We start from the raw sequence: 13,868 nt of genomic DNA, 5'->3' as shown, positions 1-13,868 counted from the left end.
ATAATTAATATGTTAACTACCGTCAAGCGTGGCACACTGCGCTGGCCTCACAACAACAAGAAGAGAGCCCCGTGAAGCCGATTCCCAACATCAACATCGGGCAGGTCTACGACCAGCGCTACAGCGACGCCGAGGTGCATTACGACAAGCTCGGCAACCTGGCGGGGTTTTTCGGGCGCAATATGGCGGTGCATCGCCATGACCGGTATTTCCAGGTGCATTACGTCAAGAGTGGTGCAGTGCGGGTGTATCTGGATGACCGCCAGTACGTTGAATCGGGACCGATGTTTTTTCTCACGCCGCCCACGGTGGCCCATGCTTTTGTCACCGAAGCCGATGCCGACGGGCATGTGTTGACGGTGCGCCAGCAGCTTGTATGGGGATTGATCGACGCCGACCCCAGCCTCGCCTCCGGCGCCGCATGTGTGGCCTTGACTGGCGACGCTGAGGGGTTGGAACAACTCTTCGAGGCGCTGTGCAGTGAGATCAACGCCGAACGGGCAGGGCGCGCCGCCGCCCTCGACAGCCTGACGCGGTTGATCATGATCCGCCTGCTGCGCCTGTGCGCCCACGCCCAGCCGGCACGCCCGACAGCCCACGAAGACCTGCGCATCTTCCATCGTTTCAACGAGCTGATCGAAGCCCACTACCTGGAACATTGGCCGTTGGCGCGTTATGCCGAGGGCATTGGCGTGACCCAGGCGCGGCTCAATGAAGTGTGCCGACGCATTGCTGACCTGCCGTCCAAGCGCCTGATCCTTGAACGGCTGATGCAAGAGGCCAAGCGCCTGCTGTTGTTTACCGGCAGTTCCGCGAATGAAATCTGCTACCAGCTGGGGTTCAAGGACCCTGCGTATTTCAGCCGGTTTTTTTTGCGCTATGCACAGATGACACCGGGGGAGTACCGGCTGCGGCAGTCGGGGTTGCGCTGATATCCCAGGCGCCCCCCAGTGCGGTATACAAATTCACCTCGGCGACCAACTGCGCCAGCCGGTCCACAATCAGTGCCTGTTGCGCGCTGAACAGCGAACGCTGCGCATCGAGGAACGTCAGGTTGCTGTCCACGCCGCTGCGGTAACGGTGCTCGGCCAGGTCATAGTAGTTCTGGTTGGCGGCGACGAAATCCCGTTGCGCCGCCAGTTGGTCGTTGAAGGTCTGGCGTGCGGCGAGGCCGTCGGCAACTTCCTGGAAGGCGCCCTGGATGGATTTTTCGTACTGGGCCACCGTGATGTCCTTCTGCAGCCTGGCGTAATCGAGGCTGGCGCGCAGGCTGCCGGCGTTGAAGATCGGCAGGTTGATCTGCGGCTGAAAGGTCCAGCTACCCGAGCCGCCCTTGAACAGCCCCGACAGCTCCTTGCTGGTGCTGCCGGCGTTTGCCGTCAGGGTCACGGAAGGAAAGAACGCGGCACGGGCCGCACCGATATTGGCGTTGGCCGCCTGCAACTGGTATTCGGCCTGGAGGATATCCGGGCGGCGTTGCAGCAGGTCCGAGGGCAAGCCGGCGGGCACGCGAGCGACCAGATCGTCGGCCAGCGGTCGCGCAGGCAGGTGTTCATCCACCGGGCCACCCACCAGCAGTGTGAGGTTGTTGAGGTCCTGGGCCACCTGGCGTTCATAGCGGGCTACGCTGGCGCGGGTACTTTCCACTGCTGTGCGCGCTTGCACCACGTCCAGCGCCGAGGCTTTGCCTGCGCTTTTGCTGCGGCGGGTCAATTGCCAGCTGTGGTCGTTGGCGACCAGGGTTTGCTCGGCCAAGGCCAGCAGTTCCTGATCGGCGCGCCAGGTCAGGTAGGCATTGGCGACGTTGGCCACCAGGCTCAATTGCGTACTGCGCCGCGCTTGTTCGGTACCCAGGTAAGTGAGCAGCGCCTGTTCGCTGAGGCTGCGCACGCGGCCAAACAGATCCAGCTCATAGGCGCTCAGGCCCAAGGTGGCGGAATAGTTGGAGGTTATCGCTGACTTGCCGGTGCCGGTCACGCTCCCTGGCAACTTCTGGCGCTTGCCGGCGCCTGTGGCAGAGATCGCCGGGAACAGATCCGCGCGCTGGATTCGGTACTGGGCCTGGAACGCTTGCACATTCAGGGCCGCCACTCGCAGGTCGCGGTTGTTGACCAACGCATCATTAATCAGCTGTTGCAGCGCCGGGTCGCGGAACAGCTGCTGCCAGTCCGGGTTTTGCGCCTGGGTGCCGGCCTGCGCCAGGCGGTACACGCCGCCTTGGGGGTACTGCGCAGGCGTCGGCGCGGCTGGTCGCTGGTACTCGGGAATCAGCGAGCAACCGCCGAGCATCCAGGCCATGCCGACGGTGCACAGTGCTCGTGTGTTCATCAGGCGCCCACCATCCATTTGGCCAGGCCATGCCGGCCGCTCACGCCCAGCTTGGCGGCGGCGCGCTTGAGGTAGGTCTCGATCGAGCTGTTTTTGACACTGAGTTTCTCCGCGATTTGCGGCACGGTACCGCCGGTCAGCAGGCCCAGGCACACCTCCTGTTCCCGCGCCGAAAGGGTGATGTCGCTCAAAGACAAGCGTTTGTAGAACTCACGCTGCAACTGCGATTGTTCCAACAGGGTATGGGCCGGCTCAGTCTCGGCGTGCGGCGCCTGGCGCAGGCTCTGGGCGTGCCGTTCCATCAACGGCAACAGCGTGTCCGACAAGCACTTGAGAAACGACAACTCAGCCAGGGAGAACCCCTGCTGCGTCGGCGGGCGGTAGAACGAAATCACACAGCGTCGATTGCCCTGGCGCGATACCAGATTGCACTGGTGCGAAGTACCGCGCGGATGCGCGCTGTTGGCCTTGGCGTTCATCTGGATCAGCAGCGGGTCTTGCATGTGCAGCATCTGCCGCAACAGCGGGTGGTCGTTCAGCGCATGCAAGGTCTGGGGCACCGACAAATCCTTTTTCACCCCGGCGCTGCCCAGTAACTTGATGTCCAGCACGCGGTCGCGCAGTTCATCCAGGGTCCATTCGCTGAGGTCTACCAGGTGAATCGGTACCCACTTGCCCACCAGCTGCAACATCGTGGCGGCGAAATGTTCGTCGCCGCTGTTTGAAATCAACTCGCCCATTTCGGCATAAAAATGCGGGCCGCAGGTGTCGCCAATACTTGGGGTCAGACTCATAGCCATCTCATCCTTGATGTCGAAAACCGTCAACGGTTGCCCAGGGCCTGTGCAGGGCACTCCGTACTGCTTGAACGTAACTCGGCGTTCGAGATTTTATTTAGCCATAGGGATTTGTCCTACGTATGTAGCGGAAACGAGGGACACAAGCTGCCATAAAAGCTGCGCCATTAATCCGACGTTTCTCGGGAACTAAGCCGGCTACGTACAGGTGTAAGTTATTTTTAGTCTTAGTTAACTTATTGATGTAAATGATGAATTATTAAAATAAAGGGGTTATCCAGAGGCTCGGCATGGATGAGCTGTAGCCAATCTCCTACAACGCTTTAATCGTTTCAGCCATGAACCTTCGATCAAGGCCTATCCATCCATTTGAATGTCCGGGTTTCGGGTGTCAGACACCCCTCGGCGGCCATGCTCCAATCCGGCAACTTCGGCGTAATGGGCCACCTCTGCGCGGCCAGTGCCTGACCCCCATGAGAAGGATCTTATGCAGTATTCCTCCAGCCAGCCGGCCCGCTTCCCCCTCACTGGCGCCCAACAAGACATTTGGCTCGACCAACTGCGCGTGGGCGATTCGCCGCTGTACAACATTGGCGGCTATCTGGATTTTGCCGGCACCGTCGAGCCCGAACGCATGCAGCATGCTGTCGCACTGCTGGTGGCCCGTCACGATGCACTACGCACCCAACTGCACACCGACGCCAATGGCCTGCCTGGGCAAACATTCGCCCCGGAGCTGAAGGTGGAAATGGCGCTGCATGATTTCTCCGCGCTGCCCGACCCATCCGCGGCAAGCCAAACCTTCATGCAGGCGCAAATGGCTCGGCCCTACGCCCTGAGCGGCGAGCCACTGTGCCGTTTTTTCCTGGTCAAACTTGATGATGATCATTACCGCCTCGGTACCCAGGCTCATCACCTGATCCTCGACGGCTGGGGCTTCGGCCAGATGCTGCAATCCCTCGCGCAGCTCTACAGCGCCCTGGAGCAGGGGCGCGCCACCGAGCCACTGGCGCCTTCCTACATCGACTTTATCGACACCGACCAACGCTACCTGCAATCGGCCCGCTACGCCCGCGACCGCGACTATTGGCTGAGCAAATACCAGATACTGCCCGAGCCGCTGCTCAGCCCCAGGCACAACACCAAAACGTCGAGCAACACCTGGGTGCAAGGCTTTCCGGTACAGTTGCTCAACCGCATGGAGCAGGTTGCCAACCACTACCAGGCGTCGGCCTTTCATGTGTTGCTGGCGGCGATGTATGTGTATTTCACCCGCACCGGCCAACGGCAGGAATGGGGAGTGGGCCTGCCGATTCTCAACCGCTCCAACGCGCGTTTTCGCGCCACTGTGGGCCTCTTCACCCAGGTCAGCGCGGTACGTTTTGCGTTCAACGAGGGCGTGTCTTTCGGTGCTCTGGTACGGGGCATCCGTGATCAGCTCAAGCAGGATTTTCGTCATCAGCGCTTCCCGTTGAGTGAGATGAACCACGAACTGGGCTTGCGCCGAACAGATCGCGGGCAACTCTTCGACGTGTCGGTATCGTTCGAGCAGGACGACCACGACCTGCGCTTCGGTCAGGTCCAGGCCCGCGCGATCAAAGTCTCCAATCACCATGAAGCGCTACCGCTCGCCATTCACTTGCGCAGCAACCGTTACCAGGACAATGCGTGGCTGCATTGCGTCTACAACGAGGCGTATTTCCAGGCGCACGATGTGCAGGCGTTGGCCCAGCGTTTCATCGGGCTGCTGGAGCAGGGGTTGGAGGACACTGCGCTGCCCATCGGCGAGTTTTGCATGCTGCTGCCCGAGGAGCAGGCCCGACTGCTGCACTGGAACGCCACCGCGCAGCCCAACGCTACGCCGCAAACCCTGCACCAGCGCATTGAAGCCCAGGCCGCACGCACGCCCCACGCGATTGCGGCGGTGTTTCAGGACCGTTCACTGAGCTACACCCAACTCAACCGCCAGGCCAATGCACTCGCCCATCAACTAGTGGCGCTCGGCGTACAGCCCGATGACCGTGTCGCAATCCTGGCCCGGCGTGGCCTTGACACCCTGGCGGGGCTGTTGGCGATCCTCAAGGCCGGCGCCTGCTACGTGCCGCTTGACCCGGCCCATCCCGGCGAACGCCTGGAGTACCTGCTGCACGACAGCGCGCCCGCGGCCATCCTGACTCAGCGCGATTTACGCCAGCGTCTGCCCGTCTCGACGGTACCGGTGATCGCGCTGGAGCCTGGTAGCGCATCCATCGACAGTAACCCTCAGGTTGCCGTCACGCCGTCGAACCTGGCTTACGTGATTTACACCTCGGGTTCCACCGGGTTGCCCAAGGGTGTGATGGTCGAACATCACAGCGTGTCGAACCTGGTGGACTGGCATTGCCAAGCGTTCGACCTGCATGCGGGCAGCCACACTGCCAGCGTCGCCGGCTTCGGTTTTGATGCCATGGCCTGGGAAGTCTGGCCGGCGTTGTGCGTGGGGGCGACCTTGCACCTGCCACCGGCCCATGAAGGCGCGGAAGATATCGACGCGTTGCTCGGCTGGTGGCGCTCGCAACCATTGGATGTGTGTTTCCTGCCCACGCCTGTGGCCGAATATGCGTTCAGCCAGGGGCTGGGGCATCCTACCTTGCGCACCTTGCTGATCGGCGGCGACCGCCTGCGCACCTTCCCCCAGGCACAGACGTTCGCGGTGGTGAACAACTATGGCCCCACCGAAGCCACCGTTGTGACGACCTCGGGGCGCGTTGAGGTGGGCCAGCCGTTGCATATCGGCGCGCCGGTCGCCAATGCCCGCGTCTACCTGCTGGACGCGCAGCAACGCCCGGTGCCGATTGGCGTGGCGGGGGAGTTGTATGTCGGCGGCAAGGGCGTGGCGCGGGGGTACCTGAACCGTGCCGAGTTGAGTGCCGAACGGTTTATCGACGACCCTTTCAGCGGCGCTCGCATGTACCGCACCGGCGACCTGGCGCGCTGGCTGCCAGACGGCAATCTCGACTACCTGGGGCGCAATGACGACCAGGTAAAAATCCGTGGCGTGCGCATCGAGCTGGGGGAAATCGAGTCGGCCCTGGCCAGCCATCCGGCGCTTCAGGACGCGGTGGTGCAGTTTCGCGACGGGCAATTATGGGCGTGGTTCGTGCCCCGTCAGCCTGTGGAAATCGAAGTGCTGCGCACTCACCTGCAAGCCTCGCTGCCGGACTACATGCTGCCGGCGGCTTACGTGTGCCTCGACGCGTTGCCCCTCACCGCCAACGGCAAGCTCGACCGCCGAGCCTTGCCGTCACCGACCCAGGAAGCCTTTATCACCCGCCGCTTCGAAGCGCCACAAGAGGGCGTGGAGACCACACTGGCGCAGATCTGGGCCGAGTTGCTGAATGTGCAGCCAGTGGGCCGCCATGACCATTTCTTCGAGCTGGGCGGGCATTCGCTGTTGGCGGTGCAACTGGTGCAGCGCATGCGCGAGGCCGGCCTGCGCGCCGATGTGCAAGTGCTGTTCGGCCAGCCCACCCTGGCGGCGCTGGCGGCGGCGTGTGTCGGTCACGAACAGGCGGTGCCGGCCAATCGAATCCCGGCCGGTTGCACCCATATCACCAAGGATTTGCTCGTTCTTGCCGAACTTGACCAAACCAGCCTTGACCGCATCGTCGCCGGCATCCCTGGCGGCGCCGCCAACGTGCAGGATATCTATCCGCTGGCGCCGTTGCAGGAAGGGTTGCTCTACCACCACCTCACCGATGCGCACGACCCGTACCAGCAACAAGCGCTGTTCAGCTTCGCGCGCCGCGAGCAGTTGGATGCCTTCGCCAGTGCCCTGCAACAGGTGATCGATCGCCACGATATTTTGCGCACCAGCCTGGTGTGGGATGCCCTGGAACAACCGATGCAGGTGGTGTGGCGCCAGGCGCAGCTGCGGGTTGAAGTGCTGCGCGAACCGGCGCAACCCCTGGACTTGCGCCAGGCGCCGCTGATGGCCCTGGATTACGCCGAGGAGCCCCAGCACCAGCGCTGGGTCGCCAGGCTGCGCTTTCATCATCTGGTCAACGATGCCACGTCGACCACGCTGCTGGTGGACGAGATTCGTGCCCATCTGCTGGGTCAACAGGCGCAACTGCCTGTGCCCGTGCCTTATCGCAACATGGTCGCGCAGTCCCGCTCAACGGCTCGCCAGGCGGCGCACGAGGCGTTCTTTCGAGAGCGTCTGGCGGATGTCGATGAGCCGACCTTGGCGTTCGGCCTACAGAAGCGTCAGGCCCTGCGTGCCGAGACCGAAGAGGCGCAGCGCTCGCTCAGCGACGCGCTCAATCTGCGCCTGCGCAGCCAGGCCCGAGCCCTGGGGGTCAGTGCCGCGAGCCTTTTTCACCTGGCCTGGGCTCAGGTGCTCAGCCGTGTAGCCGGCCGCGAAGATGTGGTGTTCGGTACCGTGCTGCTCGGCCGCTTGCGAGCCGGCGAGGGGGCCGAGCGGGCCTTGGGCATGTTTATCAACACCTTGCCGCTGCGCCTGCGCCTGGCCGGGCAAAACGTGGCGGATGCGCTGCACGACACTCACGCGCAACTGAGCGCTTTGCTCGCCCATGAACAGGCGTCCCTGGCGTTGGCCCAGCGTCGTAGCGGCGTGCCGGAACTGTTCAACAGTTTGCTCAACTATCGTCACACCTCGGCGGACCCTGGACTGAACCTTGTGCCGGGCATTGCCTTGCTTAGCAGTGAAGACATCCTCAGTTACCCGTTGATGCTCACGGTGGACGACACGGCCAGCGGCTTCCGGCTCAAGGTCATGGCCCCGGACACAGTGGGCGCTGAACCTGTCTTGAGCTACTTCGACACCGCGCTGAACGGCCTGCTGGACGCATTGGAAAGCACGCCGGATATGCCGCTGCGCGGTGTGCAGGTGCTGCCCGCGAGCCAGTTGCAAACTCTATTGGTGGACTTCAACGCAACCTCCACCGACTACCCAAAAACGCTGACCGTGCAAGCGCTGTTTGAAGCCCATGCGCGGCGAATCCCCGATGCCATTGCGGTGCAGGCGGGTCAGCACGCATTGACCTACCGCCAACTCAACGAACGTTCCAACCAACTGGCTTTTCACTTGCGTGAGCACGGCGTACAACCGGACTCGCGGGTGGCGCTGTGCGTGGAGCGTGGGTTGGACTTGGTGGTGGGCTTATTGGGAATTCTCAAGGCGGGCGGCGCCTATGTGCCGCTCGACCCAGGTTACCCACGCGAGCGCCTGGCCTACATGCTCACAGACAGCCAGCCAGTGGCGCTGTTGGTACAAGCTGCCACTCGCGAAGGGGTGGGCGATGTCTCGATCCCGCTGATCGACTTCGACCACTGCACCTGGAATCAGGCGCCAATCGACAATCCAAGCGTGCCAGGCTTGAGCGTCGCCAATCTCGCCTACGTGATGTACACCTCGGGCTCCACCGGCACGCCCAAGGGTGTGATGATCGAGCACCGTGGCCTGGGCAACCTGTTGCATTGGGGCTCGCAACTGTGCCCGAACGCCGAAGGCGGCGCCTTGTTGCAGCGCGCGCCGTTCAGCTTCGATGGTTCTGGGTGGGAGCTGTTCTGGCCGTTGAGCAACGGCATGCGCCTGGTGTTGGCGCGGCCCGATGGGCACCGTGAACCGGCGTACCTGGCCCAGGTGATTCGTGAGCAGCAGATCAGGGTGATCCAGTTCGTGCCCGCCATGTTGCAGCAGTTTCTGGACCTGGACGAATCGGCCCTGTGCACCAGCCTCACTGATATAGTGTGCGGCGGCGGCGAACTCACCGCCGCCTTGGCCCGTGGCGTGCAGGCGCGCTTGCCCACGGTGCGCTTGCATAACGTGTACGGCCCCACCGAAGCCACGGTAGACAGCTGCGCCTGGACCCTCGAACCCGACGCGCCGGTGCCCGCCTTGCAACTGCCGATTGGCCGCGCCATCAACAACACCCGCCTGTATGTCCTGGACGCTCATGATGCGCCGGTGCCCATGGGTATCAGCGGCCAACTGCACATCGGCGGCGTCGGCGTTGCCCGTGGTTACCTGGGCTTGGAACAGCTGACCGCCGAACGTTTCATCGAAAGCCCCTTCGTGCCCGGCGACCGCCTGTATCGCACCGGCGACCTGGTGCGCTACCTGCCAGACGGCACTCTTGAATTCCTTGGGCGTAACGACTTCCAAGTCAAGCTGCGCGGTGTGCGCCTGGAGCTGGGAGAGATCGAAGCACACCTGGCCGCCCACCCGGCGCTGCACGAGGTGGCGGTATTGATTCGCGATGAGCGCCTGGTGGCCTACTTCACCTTGCGCGGCCAGGCGCCGAGCCTGCAAGCCTTGCGTGACCATGTGCTGGAGCACCTGCCGGAATACATGGTGCCGGCCGCCTTCGTGCAACTCGACGCACTGCCCCTCAACCCCGCCGGCAAACTCGACCGCAAGGCCCTGCCGGCGCCAGGGTTGGAGGCCGTGCTTAGCCGAGCCTACGAAGCGCCAGTGGGCGAGGTGGAAACCCTGATGGCCGGGATCTGGGCTGACGTGTTGAAGCTCGAACGGGTAGGGCGCCATGACCACTTCTTTGAACTGGGCGGGCACTCCCTGTTGGCAGTGAACCTGGTAGCCCGCCTGCGCAAGGCCGGGCTGGACGTGGACGCACGCACCTTGTTCAGCCAGCCCACGCTGGCGCAACTGGCCGCCAAAACGCTGGCGCAGGCCCCGCGCGTAGAAGCTCCCGAAGCCGCCATCCCCCAACTCAACCGCCGTCGACGGATTTAGCTGACTAGTGGCGAGGGGAGCTTGCGGTGGAAGCGGGCTTGCTCGCGAAAGCGGCCTGACCGCCGGCATTGATCCAACTGATGCCCTGCGAACCCATGTGGGAGCTGGCTTGCCTGCGATGGCATCGACCCGGTGCGCCTGAACTACCAAGGTATTTGCATCAATACCACTGTAGGAGCGCGCTTGCTCGCGAAACACCTCAACGATAACGCGGGCTTTCTGAATAAACGCGGCGCCTGTGAGTTTTTCGCGAGCACGCTCGCTCCTACAGAGAGCGATCCACCGTAGTCTTGGCAATCGCCTACAAATGCCACACGGCCAGCATCTTCGCCCGCCCTGGGCTATCCAACAACTCGCCACAATCGAGCGCCGTGGCCGAAGCGCTGTCGAGCAAGCTGGCGGTGCAAGCCTGACGCTTGTCAGTTGAGACTGACCCGGTCACTGTGGCGAGGGAGCTTGCTCCCGTGACGGCCTGACAGCCGACATTGAATCAACTGATGCCCTGCGAACCCATGTGAGAGCTGGCTTGCCTGCGATGGCATCGACTCGGTGCGCCTGAACTACCAAGGTATTTGCATCAAAACCACTGTAGGAGCGAGCTTGCTCGCGAAACACCTCAACGATAACGCGAGCTTTCTGAATAAACGCGGCGCCTGTGAGTTTTTCGCGAGCAAGCTCGCTCCTACAGAGAGCGATCTACCGTAGTCTTGGCTATCTCCAACAAGTGCCACACGGCCAGGTTCTTCGCCATGAAAAAACGCCTGCAAGTACAGTGCCTCAGCGTATCCCCGGAACAAACGCCACACTCCCTCCCTCACGCACCTTGAACAACCGCTCCCCATTATCCGGTTGCGTAGTCACCACCTGATGATCCACCCCCAGAAACGCCAACGGCGCGGGCTCGTCCTTGGAATACTGCGCGACGATTATCGTGCGTTGCGGATCAAACCCCTGGCCGCTGGTTTTCTCCAGCCAGGCCATGAATGCGGCGCTGTCGCCCTGGCGCGGGAAGTCCTGGCTTTCGCTGACGTAGTAGAAAGGTTTGCCGTGGTTTTGCAGGTACATGGGCAGTTTGTTGTCGACCTCTACCAGCACCAGTTGCCATTGGTTCCAGGGCGCGCTTTTTTCTGCCTGGGTTCGCAGGTCGGCGGCGAAGCGGGTGACGCCGCCGTTGCCGTTGGTCCAGGGGTAGATCACGCCCAGCACCAGCAAGAGCAGGCCTGCGCTGAGGCCAATGCCTGTTTGCCAGCGCGGCCAGCTCGAAGGTTTTTTGTGCAGGCGTTCACTCAGCCACCAGGCGGCGAGCAGTTGGGCGAAGGGCACCAGCGGCAACACGTAGTAGCTGCGGCGGCTGCCGCTGGCGGTGAAGAATACAAACAACAGGCCCAGGCCCCACACTAGCCAGCGTACGTTGGGCGGCGCCTTGCGCCAGTTGCGCACGGCCAGCCACAGGCCAAGTAACCAGCAGGGTGCCCAGGGTAGGGTGTAGACCGGCAGGTAGATCAGGTAGGTGTAGATCGGCCCCATATGGTCGAAGGGGTCGAAGAAGCGCACCACGTTTTCGCGGAACACCAGCTCCAGGCCGCTCTCGCCGTAAGTGGGGGCGCCGTAGCGGTGGGACAGTACAAAGGGAATCGCGTACACGATGCCTGCGATGAGCAGGGCCAGCACCAAGCGCAGGTTGAGGTGGCGTTTGTAGCGGTGTTCGCTGAGCAAGTGTGGCAACAGCACCAGGCCCGGCAGCACCACACCGATCAAGCCCTTGAACAGTGAGGTGGCGGCCAGCAACAGGAAAAACACCGTGTAGCGCCCCAACCGCGTGTCATCCGGCCCACGCCAATACCACCACACCGCTGCCAGCACGCCGCACACGGTGAGGACATCGGCGGTGGCCACGCGGGCCCAGAACAGGAAGTAGAAGGTGGTGGCGAGCATCCACCCGGCAATCAGCCCGGTGCCTTTACGAAACAGGCGTTCACCGATCAGGTACACCAGCCAGATGCTCAACCACGCGGCAATCACCGATGACAGGCGCAGCGACCACGGGCCGAGGCCGCCGAGCAGATGGGCAAACCCGGTGATCAGCCAGTAGGAGGGCAGGGGTTTGTCGTAATACGGCGTGCCTTTGAGGTATGGGTCGAAATAGTCACCGCTTTGCAGCATCTGCAAGGCGATATTCGCCCAGCGCGTTTCCGGCCCCCACAGTTCGCGGCTGCCCAGGCCCAGCAAGAGCAGCAAGGCCGAGGTGCCCAGCAGTAACACCAGGGCGCCGCGTTCGGTTTTCCAGAAACTCATGGGATGTTCCCCGTGGCAGGCGCTGCATTCAAGGTTGTTGGGAGTAAATCGTCAGTACCAGGTTGCCCTTGCGATAGCGTTTGCCGCCGGGCGGCAACTGCCCTTCTTCACGGTGTTCGCTGGTGCTCTTGACCTGCATCAGCACGCCGACCGACCCGTGTTGGCGGGCCTCGGCCAACCAGGCCTGGACACTGTCCGGCGTGACCTTGCGCTGTGCCGCGTCTTCGTAGTTCAAGCCATAGCGCAGCTCTCCCTGGGTGTTATAAAACGCCACATCGGGCCGGCGCAGGCGCCAGGTCAAGGCCGATGCCAGGCCCAGGTCATTGCTCAGCAAAGCACGGGTAGGTTGCAGTTCGTCCAGATGTTCCAGCACGAACTGGTCGGGCATCTCGTTATCTTGGATCAGAGCCGGCATGCCCGCCGGTAGCAATGCCACCAGCAAACCAATGCCCAGGGCAGGCATCGCCCACAACGTCAGCGGGCGCACCGCTTGCAACAGGTTGGCGAGGATCCAGCCCAGCAGCACGATAAACGTCAGGGACAGGTTGAACATCTCCGCATGGCTATTGCTGTACAGCGGGCGGGTGATTTGCAGGTAGATCAGCACCACCATGGCCGTCATGCCAAGCACGAAATTGAGCGCGCCGTTGATGACTAGCGTGCGCGCCTTGCCTTGCTTGATCAGGTCGATCAGACCGTGGCCCATTAACAAGGCCAGGGGCAACAGGCACGGCATGATGTAGGTCGGCAATTTGCCTTTGCTCAGGCTGAAAAAGCCCAGGGGAAGCAGCAGCCACAGGGCGAGAAAGGCAATCGCCGGCTGGCGCTTTTCCTGCCAGGTTTTTAGCAGGGTGCCGGGTAGCAAGGCAGCCCACGGCAGGCATGCCACCACCATGATTGGCAGGAAGAACCACAGCGGCCGAGCATGCTGTGCGTTGTCGGCGGCAAAGCGGCGGATGTGCTCATGCCAGAAAAAGAAATGCCAGTAATCCGGTTCGCGCAGGTGGATCGCCAGGGCCCATGGCAGGCACACCAGCACGGCAACCAGCACCGCCAGCGGCCCGTAGCGCATCAACTCACCGACGCGCCGCTGCCAGACCAGATAGGGCACGGCGATCAACACCGGCAACAGCCAGGCCAGGAACCCTTTGGTCATGAACCCCATGGCGCAGGCCACGCCCAACACCGCCCAGGCACCCAGGCGTTCCCATGGCGTGCGGCAGTCCAGGGCAAACCACAACGCCACTAGGCTCAGGTTCACCCACAGGGTGAATTGCGGGTCGAGGTTGGCATACCCGGCTTGCCCGGCCACCAGGCCAAAACTCAGGTAGAGCAGGGCGCAGGCAAAGCTCTTGCGCGGCTCGTTCCACACGCGACGGGCGAGCAGGTAGGCCAGCACCACACTCAAGCCCGTGCTCAGCACTGAGGCGATACGCACGCCGAAGAGGTTTTCACCGAACACCGCCTGGCCAAGGGCGATCAGCCAATAGCCGGCGGCGGGCTTCTCGAAATAACGCACGCCCATGAAGTGCGGCGCCACCCAGTTACCGCTCATCAGCATTTCCTGGCTGACCTGGGCGTAGCGGGTTTCGTCCGGCGTCCATAAACCGTGAAAGCCCAGGGGCAACAGGAAGAACACGGCAACGCCCAGCAATAGCCAGGACACAGGGTTTATGCGGGGCATGCGCACA

At 62.6% G+C, this 13,868-nt stretch carries 6 protein-coding genes and 1 pseudogene; 2 read left to right on the top strand and 5 right to left on the bottom strand.

Annotation, left to right across the window (positions count from 1 at the left end; genetic code table 11):
- Positions 1-71: 71 nt before the first annotated feature.
- A complete protein-coding gene (gene hpaA / locus ACP7CZ_RS02080; protein ID WP_294164730.1) occupies positions 72-932 on the top strand; it encodes a 4-hydroxyphenylacetate catabolism regulatory protein HpaA in 861 nt (286 codons plus the stop codon).
- Here hpaA and ACP7CZ_RS02075 read toward each other — a convergent pair.
- Positions 859-2,328, bottom strand: a complete 1,470-nt coding sequence (locus tag ACP7CZ_RS02075; protein ID WP_294164732.1) for an efflux transporter outer membrane subunit — start codon at positions 2,326-2,328, stop codon at positions 859-861. The genes hpaA and ACP7CZ_RS02075 overlap by 74 nt on opposite strands.
- Entirely contained in the window at positions 2,328-3,122 is a 795-nt protein-coding gene (locus ACP7CZ_RS02070) for a helix-turn-helix transcriptional regulator (protein ID WP_054897417.1), read from the bottom strand. The genes ACP7CZ_RS02075 and ACP7CZ_RS02070 overlap by 1 nt, the downstream gene beginning before the upstream one ends.
- Before the next feature lie 490 nt (positions 3,123-3,612).
- Here ACP7CZ_RS02070 and ACP7CZ_RS02065 point away from each other — a divergent pair, with 490 nt between their 5' ends.
- Complete coding sequence (locus ACP7CZ_RS02065) at positions 3,613-9,882, top strand: amino acid adenylation domain-containing protein (RefSeq protein ID WP_426173614.1); 6,270 nt, start codon at positions 3,613-3,615, stop codon at positions 9,880-9,882.
- A 301-nt stretch (positions 9,883-10,183) separates the two neighbouring features.
- Here ACP7CZ_RS02065 and ACP7CZ_RS02060 read toward each other — a convergent pair.
- The 3 genes and pseudogenes from ACP7CZ_RS02060 to arnT form a co-directional block, all read right to left on the bottom strand.
- A pseudogene (locus ACP7CZ_RS02060) lies at positions 10,184-10,288 on the bottom strand (DUF6124 family protein); the annotation flags it as partial.
- 371 nt (positions 10,289-10,659) lie between these two features.
- Positions 10,660-12,177 (bottom strand): ArnT family glycosyltransferase, encoded by a 1,518-nt coding sequence (locus ACP7CZ_RS02055; RefSeq protein ID WP_294164737.1) that lies wholly within the window; start codon positions 12,175-12,177, stop codon positions 10,660-10,662.
- A gap of 28 nt (positions 12,178-12,205) precedes the next feature.
- Positions 12,206-13,861: a lipid IV(A) 4-amino-4-deoxy-L-arabinosyltransferase gene (gene arnT / locus ACP7CZ_RS02050; RefSeq protein WP_197900679.1), complete on the bottom strand. Its 1,656-nt coding sequence runs from the start codon at positions 13,859-13,861 to the stop codon at positions 12,206-12,208.
- Between the last annotated feature and the right edge of the window lie 7 nt (positions 13,862-13,868).

It is taken from the genome of Pseudomonas sp. DWP2-2 (genome assembly GCF_049897065.1).
GTDB classification, from domain to species: domain Bacteria; phylum Pseudomonadota; class Gammaproteobacteria; order Pseudomonadales; family Pseudomonadaceae; genus Aquipseudomonas; species Aquipseudomonas paracarnis.
The sequence above is the reverse complement of the archived record's forward strand: the minus strand, read 5'-3'. Positions and strand labels throughout refer to the sequence as shown.

Bases quoted from the DNA above. Each gene is read 5' to 3' on its own strand.
- ACP7CZ_RS02075 (WP_294164732.1), bottom strand. From the start codon at position 2,328: ATGAACACACGAGCACTGTGCACCGTCGGCATGGCCTGGATGCTCGGC.
- ACP7CZ_RS02070 (WP_054897417.1), bottom strand. From the start codon at position 3,122: ATGAGTCTGACCCCAAGTATTGGCGACACCTGCGGCCCGCATTTTTAT.
- ACP7CZ_RS02065 (WP_426173614.1), top strand. From the start codon at position 3,613: ATGCAGTATTCCTCCAGCCAGCCGGCCCGCTTCCCCCTCACTGGCGCC.
- ACP7CZ_RS02055 (WP_294164737.1), bottom strand. From the start codon at position 12,177: ATGAGTTTCTGGAAAACCGAACGCGGCGCCCTGGTGTTACTGCTGGGC.
- arnT (WP_197900679.1), bottom strand. From the start codon at position 13,861: ATGCCCCGCATAAACCCTGTGTCCTGGCTATTGCTGGGCGTTGCCGTG.